The organism is Pantoea sp. MQR6 (assembly GCF_022761075.1).
In the GTDB taxonomy this organism is placed as follows: domain Bacteria; phylum Pseudomonadota; class Gammaproteobacteria; order Enterobacterales; family Enterobacteriaceae; genus Pantoea; species Pantoea phytostimulans.
The window spans coordinates 122688-148003 of the sequence record NZ_JAKYXB010000003.1 but is presented as its reverse complement, the minus strand read 5'-3'; the positions used below and the strand labels follow the sequence as shown (position 1 = coordinate 148003).

Genomic DNA, 25316 nt, shown 5'->3' with positions numbered 1-25316 from the left:
CATCCGTATGGTGGCAGCTCATACGGCGCTGCCCTTGTAATGCATGCTTTTTAGTTCGCTAATCTGCTGACAGTTCACGCAGCGGGTAACCCCTTGCACAGCGCGGCGACGCGCTTCAGGTATATCCACACCACAGTCCAGGCAGAAGAATTCGCTAATCACAATTGGCCGGCCGGTGACGTTTGCCAGATTACGCTCCAGCTCCTGCTGAACGCGCGCCTGAACCAGATCCATTGAATCAGCCATTAATGCAGCTCCCGTGATTCATGCTCAAAGCGCTCAGCTTCCTGCCGCAGCAGTTCAGCGGCTTCAACGCCGTTCAGCCCTTTTTTGTGGATATGCACTGCCAGAGCAGCAAGGCGAACAGAAAACTTAAGCGCACGGTCTTTGCGCTCTTCATTGCGTGCCGCGGTGAGCAGGTTCTGCATAGCCAGCTCGTCAGCTTCAAAGCGGTGTGTTTCGATATTTCGCATTTCTCTATCTCCGAAATTTGGGCAAAAGAATGCCCGGCGGGTTTACGCCATTTATTTTTTGGGTTTATTTAATTAGGCAGCGTCAGTCTTTTGGGAAATAAGCTCACAACAGCACGGAAATGATTCATCGCCACTATCAACGCATTCTTTTCAGCACCGGTTAGTTCATTAAACTGCAAGTCATGACGCTCTTTGCTAATGTTGGCCAGGAAGAAAATCGCCGCTAACGCTCTTTTGTTCTGCTCATACTGCGCATCACGCTTGTCATTCATATCTGCCAGAAAACGCTTTAACTCATTTCCGCAATTGTCGCCCCATAGCTGGGCGCGGATCGCGGCGATATGGTTTAAGCCGCTAACACGCTGGCCTGCATTTAATTGAACAGCGTTGCTTTCAGTTTCGATTGCCATTTTTTCTTGCTCCCGTTTCCGGTTAATTCGTTTAACAGCTCACGCTGTGAGTAACTTGGGTGCCAGCGTTTACCGTCTTTGCTCATGATCCAGCCATGTCCGAAAGCAGGTAGCTGGTTTTGCCGCTTTAAAAGCGGTGCGATAGAGAAAGCCATTTGCCTCAACTGATCCCCATGGAAGCGCCAAGCCCACCTACTGCATCCAGAGTGGATGCCAGCGCAGGATTGCTATGAATGCGCGCGTGAACTGCCAACGCGGCCAGAGAGAGATACCGCACGCCGGAGTTGATGTTGCTCACTAACGCATTTCTCCGTCCCGGCGTCATTTTCTCACCGGAGGCGGCAAAGGCGGCCAGTTGCCCTACTTCGGCTGTTGCTCGCAATGCGTAGATATCCAGCTTCTCCGTGGTCAGCTCGTTGACCGGCACGGATGGCAGGCAGTGCATTTGGGAAAGCAATGCATCTAAAAGGCTGGCGTCTTCTGTTACGTCGGTGATCCGCATCAGGTCAACGCAGGTCAATTGATGCTTTTGCTCGGGGTTGAGTTTGTTCCGCAGCATTTGAACGTTCATGCCGGCGGCCTGCGCAACTTCAGTAAGGTTATGACGAAGCGCAAACTCACGGCAGGCGTTATCAAAGTGTGGGTGTTTAGAAACCTGAAAATCAAACATGGTGAATAACCTCGATTAATCCCAATATGGAATCCATCAGCCCTGCATTGTGATTTCACAGCCAGCGGCTGCTTCAATCGTCAATGCAACCATGTTGATCTCGATGAGACCGTTAACGCCCTCTTTCTTCCTGATGGGCAAACGGTTCTCGCGGTACATCTGGCGCACGGTGCCCTCCTTGTAACCAGTGCGGCGGCAGAACTCTTCAACCGTGATATAGGGTTCAGAGATTACAAGATTGATGCTTGGACGCATTGATATACGGTTTCCCATGAGGCAGTATCCTTAAGTTTGTGTAGTTTTAACTGTATTTAGCGATATTCAACACACCACAAAATCGATATTAGGATCACTAAAAGGTTATGTCAACAACAAAACCGAACGAGACGATAAACACAAAATTTAACTTTCCTTCCCAAAGTGGTGGGAAAGCTGCAATAGAACGCATCCTGGAAGCTTACGGATTCAAGAACAGACAGGCGCTGTGCAACCATTTGGGCGTATCCCAAAGCACAATGGCTAATCGCTACATGCGGGATAACTTCCCTGCTGACTGGATACTTACTTGCTCGTTAGATACTGGAGCCTCACTTTTATGGCTAGCCACTGGCCAAGGTGAAATGAATGAGACCGTTAAAGTCGTAGACAATACCGTTTTGAAAAGAATAAATATCTCAAATGGGATTAAAACCACAATTGAGCCTGTAACTTATGACTCAAAGCTGTTACCTGAGACGCTGACTTCACCTTTCGTAGTTAATTACGATAAAAAAGTTTTTATTGTGGATGTCTACGAAGGCGAGGTAACAGATGGCCTCTGGCTGATTGAAATGGACAAACTGGCAAGCATCAGGGAGCTGAACCGTTTACCTGGTAATCGCATCCGTGTTGAGAACGGCAAAGCTTCATTTGAGTGCAAGGCAGAAGACATCAAAGTGCTGGGTAAGGTTGTTGCTCGCACCGAATATCTGTAAGGCAGGATATGGCTGTAAGTAAATTAGCCAATGGGAAATGGCAGGCTCAGGTTTTCCCAAACGGGCGCGATGGTAAACGCATCCGCCGCCAGTTTGTGACCAAAGGCGAAGCCCTGTCTTTTGAGAAGCACATCAAAGATCAGGCGCAGGATAAACCCTGGTTGGGTGAAAAGACGGACAAGAGGCGCCTTATCGACTTAGTTGAACTCTGGTTCAACGCTCATGGCATCACACTGGCTGATGGTGAAAAGCGTCGAAGCACAATGGCGTTTGCCTGCGAGGCAATGGGCAATCCCCTTGCGACTGAGTTTAACGCCAGGGTTTTTTCTGCTTACCGTGAGCAGCGGTTAAGCGGAAAGATTACCCGCTCCACGAGAGTTAAGACTGTCACTCCGCGAACAGTTAACCTCGAATTGGCGTATTTTCGTGCGGTGTTTAACGAGCTGCGCCGGCTTGATGAATGGAAAGCCCCGAACCCGCTGGAGAACATCAGGGAATTTAAAATCGGTGAGTCAGAAATGACATATCTCACCACCGATGAAATCGGTGTGCTACTGGCTGAGTGCGATAAAAGCCGCTCTCAAGATTTGACGGCAATCGTCAAAATCTGCCTGGCTACAGGCGCACGTTGGAGTGAGGCGGAAGGCCTTAAGGGAAATCAAGTTCGGGCGGGTCAGATCATTTATGTGAAAACTAAAGGCAAGAAAAACCGGGCGGTGCCGATAACAGAAAAATTACTGGCAGAACTACCTGCTAGCCGCAAAGCGCAACCCCTTTTCACGCCATGCTATTCGGCGTTCAGAAAGGCTATGCAGCGTGCAGGTATAGAAACGCCAGCCGGACAGCTAACGCATGTGCTACGTCATACCTTTGCGTCACATTTTATGATGAATGGTGGCAATATTTTGGTACTTCAACGAATACTGGGACACACAGATATCAAGGTGACTATGAGGTATGCACACTTTGCGCCGGATCATTTGGCTGAGGCCTTGCGACTCAATCCGCTTAGTAAAATGGAATGGGGATAATAATTACAATTCAAACTGAAAATTCATGATCACAAGAAAATATTGATGTATTTTAATCCACATAATTATCTATTCGTAAATTAGCAGATAATCCCTAATAAAACCCTGAAACAGCACGAACTAATTTTTAAAAATAGTTTGTAGCAAAAGACGCATATAAAGTCTTAAGTTTAAATCTATCATCTAATATTAGTTTTAAAAAAGTGACGTTATAAAATATGAGTTTACACGGCTGGGCGCATTCAGACAGAATCAACAAGAATTTATATAAAGAAAGCAAAGGTACATTTTTGTACATTAACTAATTTAAAGCAGAAAAGTATCATACCCTATACTTTGCGCACTCCTCTTTAAGTCATTTACTATTCCTTTTCAAATCATATCCAATAAAAAAAATAACCATAAACCAACAGGTTAGTTAAATGGTGATTTATCTTACTCCTGAGTCAGGCAAACATATTTCAAAGCTTAAACCATTAAATTTATATTGGTATACGAAAGGATCAGCCATGGAATCTAACTGCCCGTGAATTAATGCATATTTAATTTCTAATTCCTCCGCTATCAAATTAAACCTTAGCGAAATATTTTTCTTTAATCTATCCTGAGCTAAAGAAGAAACATAGATTTCCAAAAGCTTCAGTTTATCACTTTCATTAAATCTGCCTTTAATCTCACCAATTAAAATTGTATTATTTTTGATAGCAATAACATCTGGGAAAACAGTTTTCCTACGATCATAAACTGTATACGAAATACTCATGTGAGCCTGCCCGCCGGAGCAAACCAATTGGCATATTTCCCATTCATGGCAGCGCAAGTATTCTCTAAAAAAATTAGCTATAATTATCTCATCAGAAAAATTAACCGGCATTAAATAAAACCCCGTCCTTAAATATTATTATATCCGCCAACTCAGCATATATTCTTACCGGTTTTGACTTTGTTTCCTTGCAACCACTCTTTAAATGATAATTGTATATCTTTGAATTCCTTTCATTTATTCCTTTTTTGAAGGGGCATATATTATCAACATATTTAGACATGACATCAGTTACCTCACTTATAGAAACATTTTCTGCATATGCTATTAGGTTATAATATCTTTCTCGAGTACTTTTCCCAAATCTTGTGAAGGCAATATCATAGTAACCAATCATACCTACATATGGGTCGCCAGCGTGAGCTGTTATGCGTGTGGGATAAAATACTAACGATTCCTCTCTATCGGTTATGAATGTAGGCGCTGTATCACACAACGCTTTGTGTAATGAAGATTTTTCTGAAATCTCCTGCATTATATCTTTTGTATTCACTAAATCGAGTTTAACTGAAGAGTTTTTATTACCTCCCGCTGGATTACTTATGGAGGGAACACCATTTCTATATGCTTGCGTACGTATTAAATCAGTGAGTCTATTAACTACCTTCTTCTTTGAAAGAGATTCAATATAATTTACATCTTCGCGAGAGTTAATACACTCTGAAATAAATTCTTCTAAAGATTTAATACCTTCACTTTTAATGGCTGGATATTGGGTTCCTTGCTCATTCATTAAGAAAAAATTTTCATCAGTGGGCCAATCCAAAATGAAGCATGAAGTTTTGAATATATCCATCAACCGTACGGCGCCATATTCAATAGCGGCACTTCTTTTATAAACTCTCTCGCCAGAATTTTCTCTTTTAATAGCAGGAATAATTAATACACTAGGACAGCCGGTACTAATTGAGGCAAGCATTCTCGAAAATCGTTGCAAAGCATGCTGATACTGAGGAGTACATGAAGCAAACTCTATAGAGAGTAATGGTTTCTCATGTCCATCATGCTGCATAGATATAATTAAATCAGGCTTATCTAAATATAATATATCTGATACATAAGCAGGCAAGTCTGCATATTCATTGGTGTCATTTCTCACAGGCATTTTTTTATAGATAACATTCGCACTGACAACAGAAGAAAACCAAGTTTTCACTGAGTCATCACCTTCATAATAAGCTATAAGATTCATATTAATTACCAAAAACTTGTTTATATGCTTTAGATAGAACTTCAGAAAACACAGGAGGAACAGCGTTACCAATCAAATAATATTGAGTTACCAAACTTCCTTCGAAAACAAAACTATCGGGAAATGATTGAATTCTTGCACATTCCCTAGGTGTTAATAAACGATGTTCTACTGGATGCAAAAAACGGCCAGCAGTAATCTTATCCATTCCAGCAACTATAGTACCCGAAGGAGCATTCCAATCCATTCGACCATAGATATTTTTAGCATGTCCACCACTACCATATTTACCATCTATCATATTAATTAAATGGTCTGTCAATAAATGTCTTGGCACATCGAGTAATCCGCCATTTTTAGGTACATGTTCAAACCGTTCGACAAGCTTTTCACCATGCTTCATCGCTTTATGATTGAAAATTACGCCATTTTTATCGACGTATTCTTCACCTGGGCCAACTTTTGGAAGATCACCAATAAGCTCATACAAGGTAGAAAAACTATCCACTTTTTGAGCCGCTATAGCATCTAAATATTCTGCTAGCAGCTCTGATTCATCGACTTTGCAAGCAAATAAAAAGAACCTTTCTCTTGTTTGTCCTAAGCCGAAATCCAAAGCGTTAAGAATTATTGTTTCATATGCAAATCCTGCCTGGGTTAATTTATTGTTAATAACATCAATAAAATGACCACCGTCGGGATGTTTTTTTGAACGGATAGCTTTCACATTTTCCATTATTATGAAGCGAGGGTTGATAGCTATAGCAGCATCTAAAAAAGAGTCTACTAAAATACTTTTTTCACAATTCAACTCTCTTTTTCCAAGGGTGCTAAATCCCTGACAAGGAGGCCCGCCAATAACAATGTCACACTTATCCTTAACTAGGTTAATTATACTCTGTGTATCACTCGGATCTGAAAAGTCTTTTACATAAAAGTCTACATCTTTATGATTAAGATCATAATTTTTCTTGGCTTCTTTCCAGACATCGGAAGCTAATAACCCTTTAAAATCAGGAGAATTGTAAAAACCCCATGATAAGCCGCCACATCCCGAAAACAAATCTACATAAGTTATTTTTTTTGACATAAAATCATCACTTGATCTGCAATTGATTTTGCTAACAAAGGCGGTACAGAGTTTCCAACTTGGATATATTGTTCTCTCATATTGCCCACAAACTTAAAATGATCAGGAAAGCTTTGAATCCTTGCTGCTTCTCTGACGGATAAAGTTCTTGTCTCGCTTGGATGAATATATCTATAACCATCCATACCTATATGTGCCAATATTGTCCATGATGGTTGCTCCATCACTAGTCTTTTCAACCTATCCTGAAATCTACCTTCTTGAAAAGGAAGAATTTTCCTTACCTCTGGTGGAAGGTCCATGTAATTATCACCTGGCTTCATAAATTCAAATATTTGCTTCGCCCGAACATTCGACATTCGACAAATATTATTACCAACCAAGCCCGTACTGTTTCTCATGGAAAGTTGGAATTCCGTCAGTAATTCACTCTTAGAGTAAGGTAGTTCATCTGCTCTAATGCCGTCATGGATAATTGGCAGGTCACTGATTGCATCAAAGACTGTTCTTGGATTATTTTTATGAGTTTCAGCTGCAAAACTAAAGTCGCCCTCTAAACGGTTACCAACTATAAAAAGTCGTTTCCTCTTTTGAGGCACGCCGTAATGAGAAGCATCAAGGATTGAATAACTAATTTTGTATCCCTCCGCCTCGCAGATCTCCAATATTTTTTTGAATATCTCACCATTATAACGCGTCTTTAAATTCGGGACGTTTTCCATAACAAACACATCTGGCTTAAAGTAAGAAACATACTCTAAATAGTTTTTAAATAAATAATTCCTAGGATCAAGCTTAATATCAGCCTTAGAAACAGACTCAATTTTAGAGCGACCAATATTAGAAAATGTTTGACATGGGGGACCACCAATTATAATTAATGGTTCTCCAGGAGTTATATTGGTTTTTAATCCAAACTCAAGTGGAGATATATTTGTTATATCCCCAGAAATAGTCTGGCAATCAGGGAAATTTAAAGCGTGAGTTAGAGCATATTTCGGCATTAATTCGATTGATGCCGAAACCCTGAAACCGGCCATTTCAAATCCAGAGCTCATGCCACCTGCGCCTGAAAATAAATCGATTATTTTGTAACTTTTCATATCTTAATATTTTACATGTATAAATAAACAGTTAGGTGCTACTTTAGCATGCAGTTTCGATAAAGAAAAACAAGAAATCATCCTTTTTTTTTCCAAGATGTAAAACTAAAAACTATCAACATTCAATGGTAAGATCTTGTTTTTAATGGATTCTCCAGTGTAACGGTTAGCTCTCTTGGCTTGCTATCGCACATTGACAATAGCGCCATATTAGCAATATTAGCTTCCAGTGTAATGCGTCAGCTATGTAAACGTTTGTACCAATAATGTCCAGAATTGAGCAGTATTTTTTGAAAAGTAATCGTTTAAAACCTATAAAAATCCAAATCAGAACCAAGCATTAGAGGGTTGACTTATACTGCATTATCACACTTTATTACTCTGATTAAGGTTAGCTTTTTACCATCTCAAAAGCTTTACTATAAAGTGGCAGCAAAGTGGCAGCAGAGCGCAACGCTATGTGCCACTCTTCATCACTATTCGGTCTAAAGAAAAGCTAAAAATCAGTAAGTTCCTGATTTCACTCGTTTCGAATTGGGACTCATAATCGCTTGGTCGCTGGTTCAAACCCAGCAGGGGCCACCAAATAAAACAAGGGGTTAGATGAGAAATCGTCTGACTCCTTTTTCTTTGGGTGCGATTCAAATTTTGTAGTGAGTGATGTAATAGAGGCTGAGTGACGTAAGAAATAACATTTGCTCTGATAACCGTTTCTGCAAGTGCCCTACACCATTAATGAACTGCGCTCTAAACCTATCAGCCGTCCAGGCTTATCAATAATGTATCCTTTAAGCCATTCCTACCTTTCAGGACTAACTTCAAATCATGAGTTTCTAATTCCATTCAGCTACTGCGTAACGAGCAGCGTGCAAACCAAATAGATACTGAGTGATTTGTCAGTATAAAAAACTCATCTAACAGCTTAATTAGCGTTACGTAGATCAGAGCTAAACACCTTGTGCGCTATTCAAAACCGAGCTGGAAATTCGGCGTGAAGGTGTAACCGTTTGCAGAAAACCGTGAAAAAACCGGCGACGAAGCGCCTCAGTAGAATCCTTTCATTGGACTGTTTCCATCACGAATCCGCATGCTATCTTGTTCGTTTGCTTTATTTAGTGGACACAGATTGATGACTAAATTGCGGGTAGGCATTGTGTTTGGCGGGAAGTCAGCTGAGCATGAAGTATCGTTACAGTCGGCAAAAAATATCCTCGACGCCATTGATAAAACGCGTTTCGACGTAGTGATGCTGGGCATTGATAAACAGGGACTCTGGCATCTTAACGATGCGTCGAACTTTCTGTTAAATGCTGAGGACCCAGCAAGCATTGCACTGAATCGTTCAACAGATAACGTCGCGCTGATTCCAGGTCAAACTCAGCAGCAGCTGATCATCAGCCACAACTCACATCCGCTGTCTCAGGTTGATGTCATTTTCCCCATCGTACACGGCACGTTAGGGGAAGATGGTTCTTTGCAGGGCTTACTGCGTATGGCGTCGTTGCCTTTTGTTGGTTCTGATGTGTTAGGTTCCGCGGTCAGCATGGATAAAGATTTCACCAAGCGCCTGTTGCGGGATGCGGGGTTGCAGGTAGCACCCTGGATTAGCGTCACACAAGCACAACGCGCGCAGTTGGATGTAAAAGCCATGATTGCCCAACTTGGATTGCCCCTCTTTATTAAACCGGCCAATCAGGGATCGTCTGTCGGTGTCAGCAAAGTAAACCGCGCCGAAGAATTCGACGAGGCTTTGGATCTTGCCTTCTCTTTTGACAGAAAAGTTCTTATTGAACAAGGGATTAAAGGCCGAGAAATTGAATGTGCCGTATTGGGTAACGACCATCCTCAAGCCAGCCCTTGCGGCGAAGTTGTGGTTCATGATGCGTTTTATTCTTACGACACCAAATATATCAGCGAGAGCGGTGCACAAACTGTTGTGCCAGCGGTAATCTCGCCCGAAATCAGCGATGCCATTCGTGACGTCGCGATCAGCGCTTTTAGCGCATTGGAATGCTGTGGCATGGCGCGCGTAGATGTTTTCTTAACAAAGAATAGCGAAATAATCGTTAATGAAGTCAATACATTGCCAGGCTTTACTAACATCAGCATGTATCCAAAATTGTGGCAAGCGGCGGGCGTTAGCTATCAAGATTTGATCACCCGGCTGATTGAGTTGGCGCTAGAGCGCCATCAACAAGCCAGCCAGTTGAAAAACAGCGTAAGCTAAAAGCCCCTTCAGGCAACGTTGCTGGTGAATTCGTGTTTAGCGTTCACCGGCGACGTCTGATTACGGCCATTACGCTTTGATATATAAAGATTTTTATCTGCCGATGAGATTAAACGATTGGCGAGGCTTTGCCATTCACGCTCTTCGGCAGGTCTGTCTAATGCCAGTCCAAGGCTAACGGTGACGGTGACAGTATTCCCATGTAACCAGAACTTCTCTTTCACCATCGTTTGGCGAATCGCCTCGGCTAATTTGTAGAGCTGATGTTGGTTTTGATCAAAGAGCACAACGACAAACTCTTCGCCACCAAAGCGACAAATGTGACCTTCATTACCGACTACGCGCTGCATACGCCGAGCGATCTCTTCTAATACTTTATCGCCTGCATCGTGGCCAAAATTGTCGTTAATTGCTTTGAAATAATCGACATCTAACAAGATCACGCCCATATTGCGATCCGCGCTAAATTTCTCTTGTTTCAAACTTTCATACAGACCCGAGCGGGAGAGAAGTTGAGTCAGGAAATCATAATCGGCCCGTAACGCTAAACGCTGGTTGAGTTGGCGGATAGCATCCATGCTCACCGCAACGATTAATGGGCTGAGTGCGACGGTGGCGACCCCTAAACGTGCCGAGGTGAGATGACTTAGTGGCAACAAATTTTCGTTGCCCTCAATGTTCATTACGCCATGTGAAACCAATATGATTTCAGCGATGCCCGTGATTAAAATCACCAGACTCGTCATCGGAACGGGCAAGGCAATTGCGCACCATATCAATGCGGGAACCGGAAACGTCAGGCTACCTGCCCCACCCATCATTGCGCCCAGGCCTAATGATAAAACCACAGCAATTACGGGCGAAATTTTGTTGATCTGTAAAAGATGGCGAAACGACGTAGATTGCCAGTGACGAATCAACAAACAAGGCAGCAACATCGCGCCAGTAGAAAATTGCTCACTAAACCAATCCCCCCACGCGGTAGCCAGTTGCATATTAAATTTCCCTTCTTGCGCCAGTGCGCCCCAGGTTGCGCAGGCAAAAGCAGCCAGCAAACAGGCGGGGAAAATACGCAGCGCGTGGGTAATGCGCTCGCTGCCGGATTGTTCCTGAAAATGTTTTATCAGCATCGAAACCGCAACCAGAACAAACAGAATATTGGCAACGTTGAGCGTAAAAGCAGGAAGTGCCCAGCCAGAAAAAACGGTGTCGTTAAAAACCATGGCGGAGAAACAGGCGAGGTAATAACGCGCCTGATGCAAAAAAGGATTGCGTACCATCAACCCGGCAATCAGGGCGTTTACGGGCCAAAAAAGTGACAGTTCTTCTGGGATCCGCAAATGACTGCCGACAAAACAAAACAGCAGTGTGATGAGAAATAGCGAAAGGGCATTTTTTTTAAAATTGTGCTCTTCAAACAGCTTAACGCGCATACGTCTGGACCTTGTACCAGGAACACTTGCTGTACACGCCAATATAGAGGTGATTGGCGTCAGAATAATTAAACGCTATTCGCCACCGAAGTTATCCTTTGAAAAGCGCAACTTCATGACCTTACTTCGAAAAAAAGCAGAATTCGATGCAGGTTAAGCCTAACGGCAGCAAGAAACGGCGCCAATTATGCGCCTTAAATAAAAAAATCGGCTATCCGAGATATCCGATTTTTTCTTATGTAATGCCTTTTTCAGCGGCAGTTTATGACTATTTTACTGCTACCGGCCACTGACTAAGTCGAATGCCTCGTTTATCCGCATTATCACCAAAATCCTTCAGCACTGCTTTGACATCCGGATCGATGTATTCAGCATTATCGTTGTCGACAATAAGCACACTGTTCTCTGGTATCTCATCCAGCAACCCTTGCAGCTTAGGATTGTGCATAAAAGTCAGGTTTTGCTGAAAGCGTAGAACATAGTGATCGTCATAACGTGTCAGTTGCAGTGCATTATGATGACTTTTATAGATGCTGCACAAAATTTGCGTGGCGATACCGATGCCAATTCCTACCAGCATTCCCAGCGTAATGATGCCGACAATGGTTGCCAGGAATGGCACATATTGTTGCGGCCCCATGCGGAATTGTTCAATAAAGAGACGGGGTGTAGCCAGCTTATAACCGGTATAGAGCAGTACCGCAGCCAGGCTCGCCAATGGAATCGCATTCAGCATTTCACTGAACCACAAGCCGCAAATCAGCAGCAAAGCGCCATGAATAAAGATCGACAGCTTAGTTTGTGCACCAGCACTCACATTGACCGAGCTACGCACGATCACGGCGGTGATTGGCATTGCACCTAAAAAGCCTGCTGTCAGATTACCAATACCTTGAGCAAACATCTCTTTATTCGGCGAAGGCGCAGGGCTTTGCGAACGCAACTTTTTCAACGCTTCCTGACTGAGTAATGTTTCAAGACTCGCGACCAGCGCTAAAGTCACCGCCACAATCCATACCTGTGGATTTTGCCAGGCCATCCAGTCCGGCGTTTCGAGTTGACTCATTAACGCAGATACACTGTCGAAAGCGGGTAATGAGATACGCGGTAAAGCGCCAGCAAGGTCGGGAAAAAAACGTCCACCGAACACAGTTGCCAGACAACCAAACAACACTGCGATCAGCGGTCCGGGAATCCATGCCAGCGCTTTAACGCTTTTCACCACCGATGTCGTCCAGAACCAGAGAATAACCAAGCCAATGGCGGCTACTGCCATCGCGGGTAGCGAGAATGTCATCTCGCCATTGACCACGGAAATGAGCTCAGCATCGCTTGAGGCGCCAAGTGCTACCGGAATTTGCTGCATGATAAGCAAAATACCGATGGCGGCGAGCATGCCTTTAATCACGCTGCCTGGCACCAAAGAAATAAAGCGCCCGGCTCGCAGTAATCCTAGCAGGCACTGCATCGCGCCTGCGATGATCAATGCGGTGAGAAAGGCAGAGAAACTGCCCAGCGAGGCCATCGACGCCACCACGATAGTGACAAGTCCCGCCGCAGGTCCACTTACGGCAAAGCGCGATGGACTCAGTGACGTTACCAGCAAACCGCCAATAACGCCGGTCAGTAAGCCAGCAAAAGGGGGTAATCCACTGGCCTGCGCAATGCCAAGACAGAGCGGCAATGCGACCAGAAAAACCACTAAACCGGCGGGCATATCCCGGCGCAAGGTATCAAGGTTCATGGTAAAGGCTCCTCTGCTGATTGCTGAATCAACTCTTTCAAATGGCCTGATTGCAGATCGTAAACGCAACCAAACACAGCCAGTTCCTGGCCCGACTGCCAGGCTTTACGTACCGGTTCTACTGCCACCAGATGGGAGAATTGGGCGATAACATTGGCTTCAACTAAACGATTGAGCTTAACCATTTCATTTTCATTTGAAGCGCTAAGCGCGGTTAGCCCATGTTTTAAATCATTACGTAACGTTGCAATACGTCTGGCTAATGCAGAGTTCTCGTCTGCCAATGGGCTTTCGGGCAAATTCAACGCAGCCTGAACCCCGCCACAACCATAATGTCCGCTCAATACGATGCGCTTTACGCCAAGATAGAAAATGGCGTACTGCAAGACGCTCAGCAGGTTGTCATCGTTGGCAACCACCATATTGGCAATATTGCGATGAACAAAAAGCTCACCTGGATGCGACCCGGTTAATACTTCCGCCGGTACGCGACTGTCCGAACATCCTATCCATAATGAATGCGGTTTTTGCTGATGAAGATATTTTTCGAAGTAATTTGGATTGCGCTGGCGGCGCTGTAATGCCCAACTGCGATTTTTCGCTAATAAGGGTTTAAGTGTCGTCACATTCATCTTCTCTTCACGGCCGGGAATATCGGTTCCAGGTAAAACACGGAGTAAATCAGCTCACCTAATAATGTTGAGCCGTATAGAAATAAGCACTGCATCACAGAAAAAGGTTATAGACGCTAATGATTCAGATTGCACCATTAATGATTCAAGTAATTAAAATACAATTCTAAATGTAAATAATAATTCAATTAATGTCAGTGGCAGGTAAAAATCATTAAACGCTAAACAGGAATCAAGCAAAAAGAAATAAATAAAAAAAACTTTAAATTCAATATATTGAAAGGGATAAAGAGCGCAAAGGTATTTTTACTGTTGACGTAAAAATACACGTACTAACTATAGCGCTATTCATTACGGGCAATAATGATGCGCTAGTGTTAGGAATACTCTTAATTATAAAAACTTACCATTAGCGAGATGCACTGGGTAAAAACCGGTTTACCAAAATTTTATGCTTGAAGTGCGTTTAATTTAAAGCGAGAGATAGGTATTTTAATTTGCAGGGATATAGTGACGCAGAAAAGTAAATCAGATCCACTTTTAAGAAGAGCCTGAAGAGCTCAGGCTCTTTTTCTTGACGAATTATTTACCGTTCCAACTTTCTAGTCGTGATGCGCGTGTCGAAAGCTGCTGCTCAGGCGTTAACTTATTGTAGTTTTCAGCCATTCCGCTTTCCCAGTCACCGTAAAGCGGATTGGGCAATACAATAAACTGCGTACCAAAATGTTGATGATTAAGGTTCACAAATTCACGGCGTTGTTGATTACCTTGATGCCAGGTTGCGCCGCCAAAATCATTCAGGTTATCGCCAATATAAAGTGCCACGTTGTAGCCTTCATTTTTAATGGCATCAAAGCGCGCCTGCTTATTAGATGTTTCGGTATTCAAACGCACGGTTTTCTCGCTCACGCCCGTAAAGCCCAATTGCTGCATGTTGGCCACGGTTGCAGCGTAATCCTGTTGATCGCGGTTAGAGACATAAAACATTGTGCCGCCGTGGCTGTTAACGTAACGCGCAAACTCAACCGCGCCAGGAACTGCTTTAGCCTGCTTTGCCTGCGTCCATGCTGACCAGGTTTTTGCTGTAAAAGGTTGATCCCCTTTCGCCTGCCAGGCGCTATAAGCGCTGTTATCCAACATGGTTTCATCTAAATCGACAATCACTGCTTTAGGTTTACCCGTCAGAGAAGGCGCATGATCAAATGCCAGTCGTGCGCTGTTAAACGCTTGCCAGGTCAACGCTTCATATTCACCCGATTGCTGGAACCAGTTAACTGCTGATACTGTTTGTTGGTTAAGCTGCTGTTGTGCCTGGCGTTGAGCGGGTTGCGCGCAGCCAGTTAGCAGCAGCGCCGTTATGCTGGTAACAGCGAAAATCGCTGAAGTTTTCATCGTTTCATCCTTAAGGTGTGAAAGGTCAGTTTGCGTAAAGCTTCAAAAATGTAGCAGTTAACGTAAGCTGTGGGCAGCAGAACACGCGCCGTTATGACAGGAGATTCTTATGTCCGTGAACCCACGCTCACCGTTGCTTAATTCACTCGGTTGGGTCGATTACGCTTTTCAACCTGCAGGAATGCCACCACCCGCCGATGCGGCTTACGGACATCAGCGTCATAGTGCGAACGTGGTTTTAGCGAGTCAGAACTTCCCCCCCAAGCGTTGTGAATCCGATGGTGTAATTGCCACTGATGAAAGGCCAGTAGCGGTGTATACCGCAGACTGCTTACCGGTGTTAATTGCAGATGCTAAACAGCAAAACGTTGCTGCGGTACATGCAGGTTTGAAAGGTACGCTCAAGGGCGTGCTTTATCGCACAGTAGAAAAGCTCTGTGCATTGGGTGCGACGCCACAAAGTCTTTACGTTGCTATCGGACCCGCTATCGCGCCCTGTTGCTATGAATTGGGTGAAAGCATGCTGGCAGAAATCGAACGAACAGAGGGCGTGCCGCAGCACATAAAGTGGCATCAATCACAGCCGAAAAATTCTCATGCTCAACGCAAACAAGCCATTCCCCAACAAAACGGAATTTGGTTTGATCTTCCTGAGTTAGCGAAGCAGATGTTGATTCAGGCGGGCATCCCGGACAGCCAAATCGGGAATGTTAACATTTGCACTTACTGTATGGCAGAAGCAGGTTCAAGTTATCGCTATAACACGCATTTTAATAGTGATTATCAATCACGCTTCTCGTGGATTCGACGGAAATAAAAAGGGCGTACAGAGCCAAGGCACTGTCAATAAATTGGCAAATCTGTTACCCAAATTTTAACGAGGCGACTACTTTATGGGCAGCGATTCGCCTTTTGCCTCTCGCTGCCGTTAGGGTTAATTGCCGGACATTAGGTCATGGCTATATTTGAATAATTCTGAGTCTGAACGTAATCCCAATTTTTTGAGTGCCGACTGCTTTTGGCCACTGACAGTTTTGCGACTCCGTTTAAATTTTACCGCGATTTGTGAAACACTTAACCCGTCTAAAAAACAGCGGACAACTTCAACTTCACGCGGGCTCAGAAGTTTGACCTTCTCATACATATTGCCTTTGGTGCCCAGATCGAAATTTTCTTGCAGCGCTTTTTCATTCACTACATAGAGATGTTCAACTTCGTAAGCGACTTCCTGGGAAAGATACAAGCGCCCCTGAGCGACCTGCCGAATTGCATGAATAATTTCCTGCATTTTGTGACTCTTGCCTATAAAGCCTTTTACCCCAGCACTAAGCACCATTTTGACAATGGCAGGGCTCTCCATTGAAGATGAAATTAAAATGTTTTGATCGGGATAATGATTTCTTAATTGTTTCACTAACGCTAAACCGTCTAACTCGTTCTCACCAAGTAAGAAATCAAGTACCAGTACATCAACAGTGGATTGCTTAAGTTGATTGAAAATTTCGCCGCTGGATCCCCACGTTCCGATTAATTCTATGTCTGCTTCTTGTTTCAGACACATCTCAAATACAGTGCGGACCATAGGATGGTCATCTAGTACAGCAACACGTACTGGCTTGTTGTGGGCGTTCATCATTAAATTCCTATTGTTACAGTGAAACCACTCAACCCTATTTGATAACCACACCAATTGAAGCGTAGAAACTTCTTAGACTAAAATTCTCCGGGAGGATTTCGGCCTTTGGAATAAGGAAACAGACATCTTAAATAAAAATAAAAAAATAAAAGCAACTCAGCTTTCATTTCTTATTGGCGTCATTATGTACAAACACGCCAATGCAATAACCCAACAGCCTGCTACATCTTATTTACAAATAATAACCGCCCGTTAGGAAAATCTTTACTGATTGATTTATTTATAAAACCCAACAAACAGATGCTAAATTCGCCGCATAGCTGATGAAAGAAATTCTGACGCAGAAAACAGACAAGACCACACAAGACATTTCTTAAACATGCAATTTAAGCAGCAATTTTATTGCCACAGCCTATCAATTATAATTTTTAACGCAAGAAACGCCCATCCTATAACAGTAATTTGAGAATGGTCGCAAAAAAGCCTAACAAATGAGAAAGCGCTCATAATTTCCTTAGAACTCCTTATAATCACGCCCCATTAGTTATTCAAATCTTTTAATAGCTTAATTTATTCTTTCATATAAAGAGAAACCGCTGTGTATAAGCAAGTTATTTTCTCGCTGCTGTTCGTTTTTATTAGCGTAATGCTTACGGTGCTGGACACGCATGCTGCGTTACGTCCGCTGCAATTACAGCCCGGATACGACAATGCTCAACCGATACTGCACATGCCTATTTCTGTGCAGAGGGAAATTAAGGATAAAACGGTCAAAGTCGCTATCGCCGGGAAGCCACAACCGCCTCTTTATATGGATGCAGATAGCCGACGCTTTGAGGGCATTGCAGCAGAATATCTTTCGCTGTTGCAAACCATGCTGGAAATTGATCTTGAGCTTTATCATTTTGAAACCCAGGAGGAAGCGTTACGCGCAGTTAAGAGCGGTGAAATGCAGCTGATGGCCCTGTATCAACCTCAGCAAACGCCAGAAGCATTACAGCTCATCGCCGGGCCGCCATGGCTGCTGGATTACAGTGTTATTGGCCAAATCACGGCAAACATGGACTCTTCCTCGAAAGACGTAGAGACGCTGGCCTGGACAGGTAGCGAAACATTAAATACTTCGTTGCTGCAGAAATTCACTGCCCTAAAATCTCAACATTATCCCAGCCAGTATGATGCCGTAGCAGCCGTAATTTACAACCAGGCTGACAAGGTATTGGGCAACGCAGCCACTTTAACTCATCTCAATCACTATTTTTTTTCCGATGCCTTAACGCTTTCACGCCATGAAAACTCGGTCCCGTTGAATGTCAGTTTTGGTATCAGCCCACATTTCCCCGAGTTGGCAGAAGCAGTGAATCAAGCAATGTCGATGATTCCCTTAGCAAATCGTATGCAAATTGCTAACCGCTGGCAGCTCAATTCACGCCATGTCATGCAGAGCAATCCGCTGGGATTAACACCGGAAGAGGAGACATGGCTGCAAATGCACCCCTCTATTTTGGCAACCATGACAACAGAGTTAATGCCACTGATAAAACAGGAAAAAGATCAGCAGTCGCAAGGTATGGCACAAGACTTATTAAACATGCTCGCACACCAAGGAAATTTAACCTTTATCACTTCAGGGCCCACTGTTCATGATTCACGCCAGGCTCAACTGCCACGCATTAATCCGTTAAAAATCATGGAGAAAACGGATAAAGATCCAACAGTATTGACGCGTCCTTGGTTGGTTTCACATTGGGTTGTTGTCACACGAAAGGCAATAAAAGAAAAGCAAAAGAGTGCATTATCAGGCCGTAATCGCGTTGCCGTCCTTAAAAACGAGACCACACAAGCGTGGTTAAATGAGCAATATCCTAGACTACAGATTTTACCGATTGAAAAACCGCTTGAGGCACTTAATGATTTAAAAGCGCAGAAAATAGATGCCGTAATCTTGCCAAAAATCTTTGCGGATTATCATCTGCACAACCGTTTTTCCAACGTGCTAATTATCGAGAAAGCATTAGATGTTGAGGCTGCACGTTTCGTCATGAGCGTTGATAAAAAGCATCCTGAATTAGTGTCAATTCTCGATAAAGCTTTACTGGCCACACCACCCCAAACGTTATTCAAGCTGCTGGCAGGATGGCGTCAGGCCGAAACGCCCTTATTAATCACCTCATGGCAAAATTATAAGCAAACCATTTTACTGGTAATCACTATTTCTGCCGGGTTAATGCTGCTGGTCATTCTGTGGAATTACCATTTACGTCAGGTCATTCAAAAGCGAACCCAAGCTGAAAATGCCCTGAAAAATCAGCTTAATTTTACTCACACACTATTTAATGATTCGCCTGTTGCCATGTGCATTCGTGACAAGCAAATGCGGCTGGTTGACTGCAATAAAGCTTATCTCCACTTTTTTAATGTCGATGAGAAAGATGTGCTAGGTAAAAAGCTTTCAGACATTATCGATAGCAATAATGCGATGATCGACAGCATTGAACAAAGCTACCAGCAAACTTTACTCAGTGGCGAAGTGGTTATAAGCGATATTGAAGTGAACGTTGAGGAACAAACTTACTCGCTTTATCACTGGACATTGCCGTTTCGCGATCGGCTTGAAGAGGTTGTGGGTGTTATTGGAGGTTGGGTTGACGTTAGTGAGCGCAATGTTTTACTTCGTGAACTGCAACTGGCAAAAGAAGAAGCTGAAAAAGCTAACCAGTCTAAAAGTGATTTTCTGGCCAGTATGAGTCATGAAATTCGCACCCCACTCCATGCCATTATCGGTCTGCTGGAAATGGAGAACCGCCAGCATCCTGAAAACCTATCAGAAAATGTAAAAGTTGCTTATGGATCCGCACGCGCGCTGCTGGCCTTGTTAGGCAACATTTTGGATCTTTCTAAAATCGAATCAGGGCTTCATCAGCCGACATTAGAAACCGTTTATTTGCCCGATGTGGTCAATAAAATCGCAGCGCTTTTCTACGCCAAGGCGAGCAACAAAAAATTACAGCTTCTGTGCGAGATCGATGTCAATACAGGCTGGATCAAAACCGATCCGCTTATTCTCAATCAAATTCTGTCCAATTTATTAAGTAATGCGATTAAGTTCACCGATCAAGGCGCGGTCAGCATCGTGCTAATACAGGGTATTGACGAAGAAGCCGGCTACGGTGAATTTGTCGTTGAAGTCAGTGACAGTGGCTGTGGGTTAACCGAAGAGCAGCGACAGGCGATTTTTGAGCCCTTTGTCCAGGTTGGATCGCGTCAGCAGCAGCAACTGGGAACCGGATTAGGCTTAAGTATTTGTCGCCATCTGGCCGACCTGCTGAACGGAGAGCTTCGCGTGGAGAGCGAACCAGGGGAAGGATCCGTTTTTTCTTTCGCCTTTCGCGCTTCGCATAGCCAGCCCTCAGAATTTGTTTTCCAACCTGTCGACGCGTCGCCTCATCCAGAACAGTTATCGATTTTGATCATTGACGATCATGCACCAAATCGTCTGTTGCTGGGTAAGCAACTGGAATTCGCCGGTCATCAAGTCATGGTGACTGAAAGTGCCTCGCAGGCGTTAGCTGTGTGGAATGAAGATCCGCAGCGCTTTGACTTGATCATTACCGATTGCAATATGCCCGGCATGAATGGATTCGAATTTGCCCGCGCCTTACGTAAAGAAGAAGCTGAACGCGGCTTAATGCCCGCTACGCTTTATGGGTTAACTGCATCGGCTGAACGTCAAACCATCCAGCGCTGCCTTGACGCCGGTATGGATGACTGCTTATTCAAGCCGTTGGATTTGGGAGCGCTGCAAAATTATCTTACTCGGTGCACCCATAAACGTTCAGGTGAACCCGCGTCAAAACAGTTAATTTCACCACCGGTGAAAGCACCAGGAGAGGCAAACTACACACCACTTTTCTCTCCTCTGCTGACACAACTTGCTGAAAAAGATCCTGCCGGATACCTAATGATGCTGCAAAGTATTCAAACCAGCCATGCAACGTTGCTGAAGGCGATACAACAATCCACCGATCGCGATACGCTCTCAGAGTTAGGCCATAAGCTAAAAGGCGGCGCACAAATACTTAATGCTACCGTGCTTGAACAATTGGGGCGTGAGCTGGAAAACAATCGTACAAACGAGGTTGCGTTAGCGCCATTAATTGAAAACATTACGAATGAAATTAAAAATATCGATCAACAACTGATTAATTCTCAAGGGTGATGCAACTGAGTTAGTTGTAAAATAATAATTTTTTATCGGGACGTTTCTCGATTCATAAAATTAAACTCAAGGAGATAATATTTTAAAAATATATAATCCCTGGCACCCCTGATCGTGCCAGCGGAAAGGGGAAGTTATGTTTAATGCAAAAATACTCATCGTCGATGAGCATCGCTTAGTTTCATCGGGTATCCAGGCCCTATTATTAATGTCTGGCTTTAAGTATGTCGATGTTGTGAATACTGTTAACGATGGGATAAACGAAGTAACCCATCATCACGTTGATATTGTGATTCTTGATCCTGAATTTAAACATAATAATGGCATTGCCTTTTTACGCGACATCGTAAAATCAAAGCGATACATTAAAGTAATCTTGTTAAGTCAAAGCAGTAACGAAAACTTGATTATGCAATCTGTTCTCAACGGTACTAATGGCTTTGTCTCAAAACATGAGCACATCCAAACACTGATTACAGCCATTAGTTGTGTCTATAACTGCGTAGACTACTTACCGGTCGAACTGGTTAAACGTAAAAAAGATTATTTAGGTGAACAACATTTACTGTCAAAATTAACCACACGGGAAATGTTGATTCTTCGCCAACTGGCCATGGGGAAAAGTAATAAAATGATTGCGAGTGAACTGGGTTTACACAACAAAACCGTCAGTACCTATAAAACAAAAATATTCCAAAAACTTGAAACTAAAAACTTGGTGGAAATTATCGAGCTGGCTCGCAGGAATGGAACCTGTTAGGTCATTAATTGAGACAGGTCTTGCTGAATATTATCAGTTCACAGATTATGATAAATCATACTGATTTATTTCAGTGTTAAATGCCAGGTTATATTGAAAACAGGAATTCATTACAAACAGAGCTAATCTTATTAGCCGGTCTTCATGCTTTTACAGGGTTCTGAGTATCTTCCCGTGCCTGTACGACAGAAATCCACTTCTGTCGCCTGCGACTCAGAACCCTGCTCTTTTTTGATATCTCTCACAACCTCATATCGTCCTCCTGTTGTTTAATGCAGAACTCGCTAAAGTAAACTCATCCGACCACTTATTTGAGAGTGATGATGACTGAGCGCAATGCATCTTATCCCGCATTATTTTCCCCACTGGATTTAGGCTTTACCCGGCTAAAAAACCGTTTCCTGATGGGTTCAATGCATACCGGGTTGGAAGAACATGCTGAAGGTGCGGCTCGGCTAGCTGCATTTTATGCCGAGCGTGCACGCGAAGGTGTTGCGCTGATTGTCACCGGCGGCATTTCACCCAATGCACAGGGGGTTGGCATGGCACATGGCGCCCTGCTGACTCATGAAGATCAATGCGCCTGGCATCAGCAAATAACCGACGCTGTTCATCAACATGACGGGAAGATTGCCCTACAGATCTTGCATACGGGCCGCTACAGCTATCAAAAAGATTTGGTGGCCCCCTCTGCTCTTCAGGCTCCTATCAATGCCTTTACCCCCAAAGCGATGAGCGATTCAGAAATTATGCAAACCATTGCAGATTTTGCCCAGTGCGCGCGCCTCGCCCAACAAGCGGGCTATGACGGTGTGGAAATCATGGGTTCGGAAGGCTATCTAATAAATCAGTTTTTGGTTAAACACACCAATCAACGGGACGATCGCTGGGGCGGCGATTTCAATCAGCGCATGCAGTTCGCACTCGCTATCACACGTGCAGTCCGCCAGGCAACCGGCGACAGATTTATCATTATTTTTCGTCTGTCGATGCTCGATCTTATTCATCAAGGCAGCTCTCTGGAAGAGACGTTATTACTGGCCCATGAACTTGAGCAGTGCGGCGTGACACTCTTCAATACCGGTATCGGCTGGCATGAAGCACGCATTCCCACCATTGCTACTTGTGTACCGCGGGCCGCTTTTGCCTGGGTGACCAAGCGTCTGCGCGCCCATGTTTCTGTACCGGTGATCACCACCAACCGTATTAATCATCCTGACGTCGCTGAACAACTTTTGCAGGATGGCTGCGCGGATATGGTCTCGATGGCGCGCCCTTTTCTCGCTGATGCCGCCTTTGTCAGCAAAGCACAGCGCGGCGAACCAGACAGCATTAATAGCTGCATTGCCTGTAATCAAGCCTGTCTCGATCAAATCTTTGTCGGGAAAGTGACCTCTTGTCTGGTGAATCCTCGTGCCTGTCATGAAACACTGATGCCCGTGCTTGCCAGCGAAGCGCCGAAAAACCTCGCCGTTGTGGGCGCGGGTCCCGCAGGCATGGCGTTTGCTTTACAGGCGGCACAGCGTGGTCATCAAATCACCCTTTATGAAGCCGCATCTGAAATCGGTGGGCAGTTCAATATCGCTCGCCAAATCCCCGGTAAAGAAGAATTCAATGAAACGCTGCGCTATTTCCGCCACCAATTAGCTGCGGCGGGTGTGACAATAAAAACTGCCTGTCGAGCGGATATCGCGCTGTTAAAGGATGCTGATGAAGTGATTTTAGCGAGTGGTATCAAGCCGCGTACGCCGCTAATTCCAGGCGTTAATCATCCTAAAGTACTCACTTATCTTGATGTCATTCAGGATAAAAAACGGGTCGGAAAACGTGTTGCGATTATTGGCGCAGGCGGAATTGGTTTTGATACCGCAGAATATTTGTCGAGCCCCAACGGTGAAGAGACCTTGAGTACCTTTTTTGCCGAGTGGGGAATTGACCGCAGCCTGACGCAACGCGGCGGACTGACCGCTCCGCATCCGCATCCGTCAACGCGTCAAATCTGGCTGTTACAGCGTAAAGCGGGTAAACCCGGTGCAACACTGGCGAAAACCACGGGTTGGATCCATCGTGCCAGCCTGCAATCTCGCGGCGTACAGATGTGGGGCGGCGTTGAATATCTATTGATTGATGATGAGGGTCTGCATATTCGGCGAGAGGGAGAAGTGGTGCTGTTACCCGTTGATAATGTGATTATTTGCGCTGGGCAAGAGCCGCAGCGCGAGCTGGAAGCTGCGCTGCGTGAAAATGGGAAAACGGTAAGACTGATTGGCGGTGCTGATGTAGCAATGGAGTTAGATGCGCGACGCGCCATTGCACAGGCAACGCAACTGGCATTAACAATCTAAAATTTAACGCATTTTTACCGCACGTAAGATAACGAACTTTTGATTCGATGCCACCAGGGTGCAGTTGCCAAACAGTTTTTTCAACTTGTGGTGATAATCGAGGTGGCGGTTACCGACAATGCGCAGTTCGCCGCCATATTGCAGGCAACGTTTGGCATCACGGAACATTTGCCATGCCAGATGATCGGTAACGGCGTGCTGCTGATGAAACGGCGGATTGCACAACACCGCATGTAAACGGTCAGAAGGATATCCGCTCAACACGTTATTCACGCGGAACTGGCAACGCGCCAGATCGTCTGGACGATTGATCTCTACGTTCAGGCGGCTGGACTCAACCGCCATGTAGGACTCATCCAGGAAATGCACTTCAGCCTGCGGGTTGCGTTCCAACGCCATCAACCCAATCACACCGTTGCCGCAACCTAAATCAACAATTTCACCTTCAATGTTCTCAGGCAGATGCTGCACAAACAGTCGCGCACCAATATCCAAAGAGGATCGGGAAAAGACGTTGGCATGGTTGTGGATCTGGTAAGGCGTATCATCCAGCGGCCAAACGGTCGTGAGCGGTTGCTCACGCAAAGCGGGCTGAGTGAAGGTGCTGTAAATCACTCGCGCTTTTTTCCACGCCAGCGAAGTTTTGGTTTCACCAATGATCTGCTCAAACAATTGCAGCGTTGAATTGTGAATTTCCTTGGCACGCGCGGCAGCCAGAATCACCGTTTCCGCAGTGATCACCTGACGTATTGCGCGCAGTTGCTGCTCTAGCAAGGCCAGCGTTTTAGGGACCTTAATCAGTACCGCCGCGGGCGCGGCAGGCAATGTCGCAAGGCTATCAAGGAAATGGACTTCACCATCATCAAGTTCATTAAGAATCAGGTTTTGACGCGTTGCCTGTTGGCTTAGCCATGAATCGCTGATATGCCAAACCGGACGGGGATTCAGCGCACACGTCAGCGCACCGAAGCTGTCGTTAAATACCAGTATCGGACCTTCTGGCAGCGCCTGCTGCAAAAGGTATTCATCAGCCGCATCCCAGGCTTGTAACGGACTTTCGTCACGCATCTGCGGGAAACGATGCAGGATCAGTGTGCGATCGTTCAGTTCAAGTTGGCTCATGAATTCTCCGGCATGGTACACTTTGGTTGATTTTCGCCCC

The 25316-nt window shown here is 44.7% G+C and carries 23 protein-coding genes; 7 read left to right on the top strand and 16 right to left on the bottom strand.

The window, feature by feature from the left end; translation table 11 throughout:
* Positions 1–18: 18 nt before the first annotated feature.
* The 6 genes from MUG06_RS13470 to MUG06_RS13445 form a co-directional block, all read right to left on the bottom strand.
* Positions 19–246, bottom strand: a complete 228-nt coding sequence (locus MUG06_RS13470) for a TraR/DksA family transcriptional regulator (protein WP_187493573.1) — start codon at positions 244–246, stop codon at positions 19–21.
* Positions 246–473, bottom strand: coding sequence for a DUF2732 family protein (locus MUG06_RS13465; protein WP_243078889.1), 228 nt, complete (start codon positions 471–473; stop codon positions 246–248). The genes MUG06_RS13470 and MUG06_RS13465 overlap by 1 nt, the downstream gene beginning before the upstream one ends.
* A gap of 68 nt (positions 474–541) precedes the next feature.
* Positions 542–883, bottom strand: coding sequence for a DUF5347 family protein (locus MUG06_RS13460; RefSeq protein WP_243078888.1), 342 nt, complete (start codon positions 881–883; stop codon positions 542–544).
* Positions 847–1038 carry a phage filamentation protein Fil family protein gene (locus tag MUG06_RS13455; protein WP_243078887.1) on the bottom strand — a complete coding sequence of 64 codons (192 nt, stop codon included), beginning with the start codon at positions 1036–1038 and terminating at the stop codon, positions 847–849. The genes MUG06_RS13460 and MUG06_RS13455 overlap by 37 nt, the downstream gene beginning before the upstream one ends.
* A 5-nt stretch (positions 1039–1043) precedes the next feature.
* A complete protein-coding gene (locus tag MUG06_RS13450; RefSeq protein ID WP_243078886.1) occupies positions 1044–1553 on the bottom strand; it encodes a phage regulatory CII family protein in 510 nt (169 codons plus the stop codon).
* A gap of 36 nt (positions 1554–1589) precedes the next feature.
* Positions 1590–1826 (bottom strand): regulator, encoded by a 237-nt coding sequence (locus MUG06_RS13445; RefSeq protein ID WP_187493568.1) that lies wholly within the window; start codon positions 1824–1826, stop codon positions 1590–1592.
* Between the two features lie 89 nt (positions 1827–1915).
* Here MUG06_RS13445 and MUG06_RS13440 point away from each other — a divergent pair, with 89 nt between their 5' ends.
* Complete coding sequence (locus tag MUG06_RS13440; protein WP_243078885.1) at positions 1916–2527, top strand: phage repressor protein CI; 612 nt, start codon at positions 1916–1918, stop codon at positions 2525–2527.
* 8 nt (positions 2528–2535) lie between these two features.
* A complete protein-coding gene (locus MUG06_RS13435) occupies positions 2536–3558 on the top strand; it encodes a tyrosine-type recombinase/integrase (protein WP_243078884.1) in 1023 nt (340 codons plus the stop codon).
* A 430-nt stretch (positions 3559–3988) separates the two neighbouring features.
* Here the strand turns inward: MUG06_RS13435 and MUG06_RS13430 are convergent, their stop codons facing one another.
* Genes MUG06_RS13430 through MUG06_RS13415 form a run of 4 tightly spaced genes read right to left on the bottom strand, consistent with a single transcriptional unit; the run spans position 3989 to position 7766 of the window.
* Entirely contained in the window at positions 3989–4432 is a 444-nt protein-coding gene (locus MUG06_RS13430) for a hypothetical protein (RefSeq protein WP_243078883.1), read from the bottom strand.
* Complete coding sequence (locus MUG06_RS13425) at positions 4422–5537, bottom strand: hypothetical protein (RefSeq protein WP_243078882.1); 1116 nt, start codon at positions 5535–5537, stop codon at positions 4422–4424. The genes MUG06_RS13430 and MUG06_RS13425 overlap by 11 nt, the downstream gene beginning before the upstream one ends.
* Before the next feature lie 37 nt (positions 5538–5574).
* A complete protein-coding gene (locus MUG06_RS13420; protein ID WP_243078881.1) occupies positions 5575–6663 on the bottom strand; it encodes a DNA cytosine methyltransferase in 1089 nt (362 codons plus the stop codon).
* Positions 6648–7766 carry a DNA cytosine methyltransferase gene (locus tag MUG06_RS13415; RefSeq protein WP_243078880.1) on the bottom strand — a complete coding sequence of 373 codons (1119 nt, stop codon included), beginning with the start codon at positions 7764–7766 and terminating at the stop codon, positions 6648–6650. Before MUG06_RS13415 ends, MUG06_RS13420 begins: the two co-directional genes overlap by 16 nt.
* Before the next feature lie 1129 nt (positions 7767–8895).
* Here MUG06_RS13415 and ddlA point away from each other — a divergent pair.
* Positions 8896–9993 (top strand): D-alanine--D-alanine ligase, encoded by a 1098-nt coding sequence (gene ddlA, locus MUG06_RS13410; protein WP_243078879.1) that lies wholly within the window; start codon positions 8896–8898, stop codon positions 9991–9993.
* A gap of 8 nt (positions 9994–10001) precedes the next feature.
* Here the strand turns inward: ddlA and MUG06_RS13405 are convergent, their stop codons facing one another.
* The 4 genes from MUG06_RS13405 to MUG06_RS13390 all read right to left on the bottom strand — a co-directional run bounded on the left by MUG06_RS13405 (position 10002) and on the right by MUG06_RS13390 (position 15194).
* Positions 10002–11426, bottom strand: coding sequence for a GGDEF domain-containing protein (locus MUG06_RS13405; RefSeq protein WP_243078878.1), 1425 nt, complete (start codon positions 11424–11426; stop codon positions 10002–10004).
* A 268-nt stretch (positions 11427–11694) separates the two neighbouring features.
* Positions 11695–13170: a SulP family inorganic anion transporter gene (locus tag MUG06_RS13400; protein ID WP_243078877.1), complete on the bottom strand. Its 1476-nt coding sequence runs from the start codon at positions 13168–13170 to the stop codon at positions 11695–11697.
* Positions 13167–13802 (bottom strand): carbonic anhydrase, encoded by a 636-nt coding sequence (locus MUG06_RS13395; RefSeq protein WP_243078876.1) that lies wholly within the window; start codon positions 13800–13802, stop codon positions 13167–13169. Before MUG06_RS13395 ends, MUG06_RS13400 begins: the two co-directional genes overlap by 4 nt.
* Before the next feature lie 582 nt (positions 13803–14384).
* Positions 14385–15194 (bottom strand): 5'-nucleotidase, lipoprotein e(P4) family, encoded by an 810-nt coding sequence (locus MUG06_RS13390; RefSeq protein ID WP_243078875.1) that lies wholly within the window; start codon positions 15192–15194, stop codon positions 14385–14387.
* Positions 15195–15303: 109 nt separating this feature from the next.
* Here MUG06_RS13390 and MUG06_RS13385 point away from each other — a divergent pair, with 109 nt between their 5' ends.
* Entirely contained in the window at positions 15304–16011 is a 708-nt protein-coding gene (locus MUG06_RS13385; RefSeq protein WP_243078874.1) for a polyphenol oxidase family protein, read from the top strand.
* Between the two features lie 117 nt (positions 16012–16128).
* Here MUG06_RS13385 and MUG06_RS13380 read toward each other — a convergent pair whose 3' ends face one another.
* On the bottom strand, positions 16129–16830 hold the full coding sequence (locus MUG06_RS13380; RefSeq protein WP_215845537.1) for a response regulator transcription factor: 702 nt from the start codon (positions 16828–16830) through the stop codon (positions 16129–16131).
* A 1345-nt stretch (positions 16831–18175) separates the two neighbouring features.
* Between MUG06_RS13380 and MUG06_RS13375 the strand changes: the two genes are divergently transcribed.
* The 3 genes from MUG06_RS13375 to MUG06_RS13365 all read left to right on the top strand — a co-directional run bounded on the left by MUG06_RS13375 (position 18176) and on the right by MUG06_RS13365 (position 24154).
* A complete protein-coding gene (locus MUG06_RS13375) occupies positions 18176–21049 on the top strand; it encodes an ATP-binding protein (RefSeq protein ID WP_243078873.1) in 2874 nt (957 codons plus the stop codon).
* A gap of 136 nt (positions 21050–21185) precedes the next feature.
* Positions 21186–21809: a response regulator transcription factor gene (locus tag MUG06_RS13370; RefSeq protein WP_243078872.1), complete on the top strand. Its 624-nt coding sequence runs from the start codon at positions 21186–21188 to the stop codon at positions 21807–21809.
* Positions 21810–22129: 320 nt separating this feature from the next.
* Positions 22130–24154, top strand: a complete 2025-nt coding sequence (locus MUG06_RS13365) for an NADPH-dependent 2,4-dienoyl-CoA reductase (protein ID WP_279234002.1) — start codon at positions 22130–22132, stop codon at positions 24152–24154.
* 3 nt (positions 24155–24157) lie between these two features.
* Here the strand turns inward: MUG06_RS13365 and rlmG are convergent, their stop codons facing one another.
* On the bottom strand, positions 24158–25276 hold the full coding sequence (rlmG, locus tag MUG06_RS13360) for a 23S rRNA (guanine(1835)-N(2))-methyltransferase RlmG (protein WP_215845530.1): 1119 nt from the start codon (positions 25274–25276) through the stop codon (positions 24158–24160).
* Positions 25277–25316 lie beyond the last annotated feature (40 nt).

What these genes read in the sequence shown, in the direction of transcription:
- MUG06_RS13470 (WP_187493573.1), bottom strand. Translation starts at nt 246, where the DNA reads ATGGCTGATTCAATGGATCTGGTTCAGGCGCGCGTTCAGCAGGAGCTG.
- MUG06_RS13465 (WP_243078889.1), bottom strand. Translation starts at nt 473, where the DNA reads ATGCGAAATATCGAAACACACCGCTTTGAAGCTGACGAGCTGGCTATG.
- MUG06_RS13460 (WP_243078888.1), bottom strand. Translation starts at nt 883, where the DNA reads ATGGCAATCGAAACTGAAAGCAACGCTGTTCAATTAAATGCAGGCCAG.
- MUG06_RS13455 (WP_243078887.1), bottom strand. Translation starts at nt 1,038, where the DNA reads ATGGCTTTCTCTATCGCACCGCTTTTAAAGCGGCAAAACCAGCTACCT.
- MUG06_RS13450 (WP_243078886.1), bottom strand. Translation starts at nt 1,553, where the DNA reads ATGTTTGATTTTCAGGTTTCTAAACACCCACACTTTGATAACGCCTGC.
- MUG06_RS13445 (WP_187493568.1), bottom strand. Translation starts at nt 1,826, where the DNA reads ATGGGAAACCGTATATCAATGCGTCCAAGCATCAATCTTGTAATCTCT.
- MUG06_RS13440 (WP_243078885.1), top strand. Translation starts at nt 1,916, where the DNA reads ATGTCAACAACAAAACCGAACGAGACGATAAACACAAAATTTAACTTT.
- MUG06_RS13435 (WP_243078884.1), top strand. Translation starts at nt 2,536, where the DNA reads ATGGCTGTAAGTAAATTAGCCAATGGGAAATGGCAGGCTCAGGTTTTC.
- MUG06_RS13430 (WP_243078883.1), bottom strand. Translation starts at nt 4,432, where the DNA reads ATGCCGGTTAATTTTTCTGATGAGATAATTATAGCTAATTTTTTTAGA.
- MUG06_RS13420 (WP_243078881.1), bottom strand. Translation starts at nt 6,663, where the DNA reads ATGTCAAAAAAAATAACTTATGTAGATTTGTTTTCGGGATGTGGCGGC.
- MUG06_RS13415 (WP_243078880.1), bottom strand. Translation starts at nt 7,766, where the DNA reads ATGAAAAGTTACAAAATAATCGATTTATTTTCAGGCGCAGGTGGCATG.
- ddlA (WP_243078879.1), top strand. Translation starts at nt 8,896, where the DNA reads ATGACTAAATTGCGGGTAGGCATTGTGTTTGGCGGGAAGTCAGCTGAG.
- MUG06_RS13405 (WP_243078878.1), bottom strand. Translation starts at nt 11,426, where the DNA reads ATGCGCGTTAAGCTGTTTGAAGAGCACAATTTTAAAAAAAATGCCCTT.
- MUG06_RS13400 (WP_243078877.1), bottom strand. Translation starts at nt 13,170, where the DNA reads ATGAACCTTGATACCTTGCGCCGGGATATGCCCGCCGGTTTAGTGGTT.
- MUG06_RS13395 (WP_243078876.1), bottom strand. Translation starts at nt 13,802, where the DNA reads ATGAATGTGACGACACTTAAACCCTTATTAGCGAAAAATCGCAGTTGG.
- MUG06_RS13390 (WP_243078875.1), bottom strand. Translation starts at nt 15,194, where the DNA reads ATGAAAACTTCAGCGATTTTCGCTGTTACCAGCATAACGGCGCTGCTG.
- MUG06_RS13385 (WP_243078874.1), top strand. Translation starts at nt 15,304, where the DNA reads ATGTCCGTGAACCCACGCTCACCGTTGCTTAATTCACTCGGTTGGGTC.
- MUG06_RS13380 (WP_215845537.1), bottom strand. Translation starts at nt 16,830, where the DNA reads ATGATGAACGCCCACAACAAGCCAGTACGTGTTGCTGTACTAGATGAC.
- MUG06_RS13370 (WP_243078872.1), top strand. Translation starts at nt 21,186, where the DNA reads ATGTTTAATGCAAAAATACTCATCGTCGATGAGCATCGCTTAGTTTCA.
- MUG06_RS13365 (WP_279234002.1), top strand. Translation starts at nt 22,130, where the DNA reads ATGATGACTGAGCGCAATGCATCTTATCCCGCATTATTTTCCCCACTG.
- rlmG (WP_215845530.1), bottom strand. Translation starts at nt 25,276, where the DNA reads ATGAGCCAACTTGAACTGAACGATCGCACACTGATCCTGCATCGTTTC.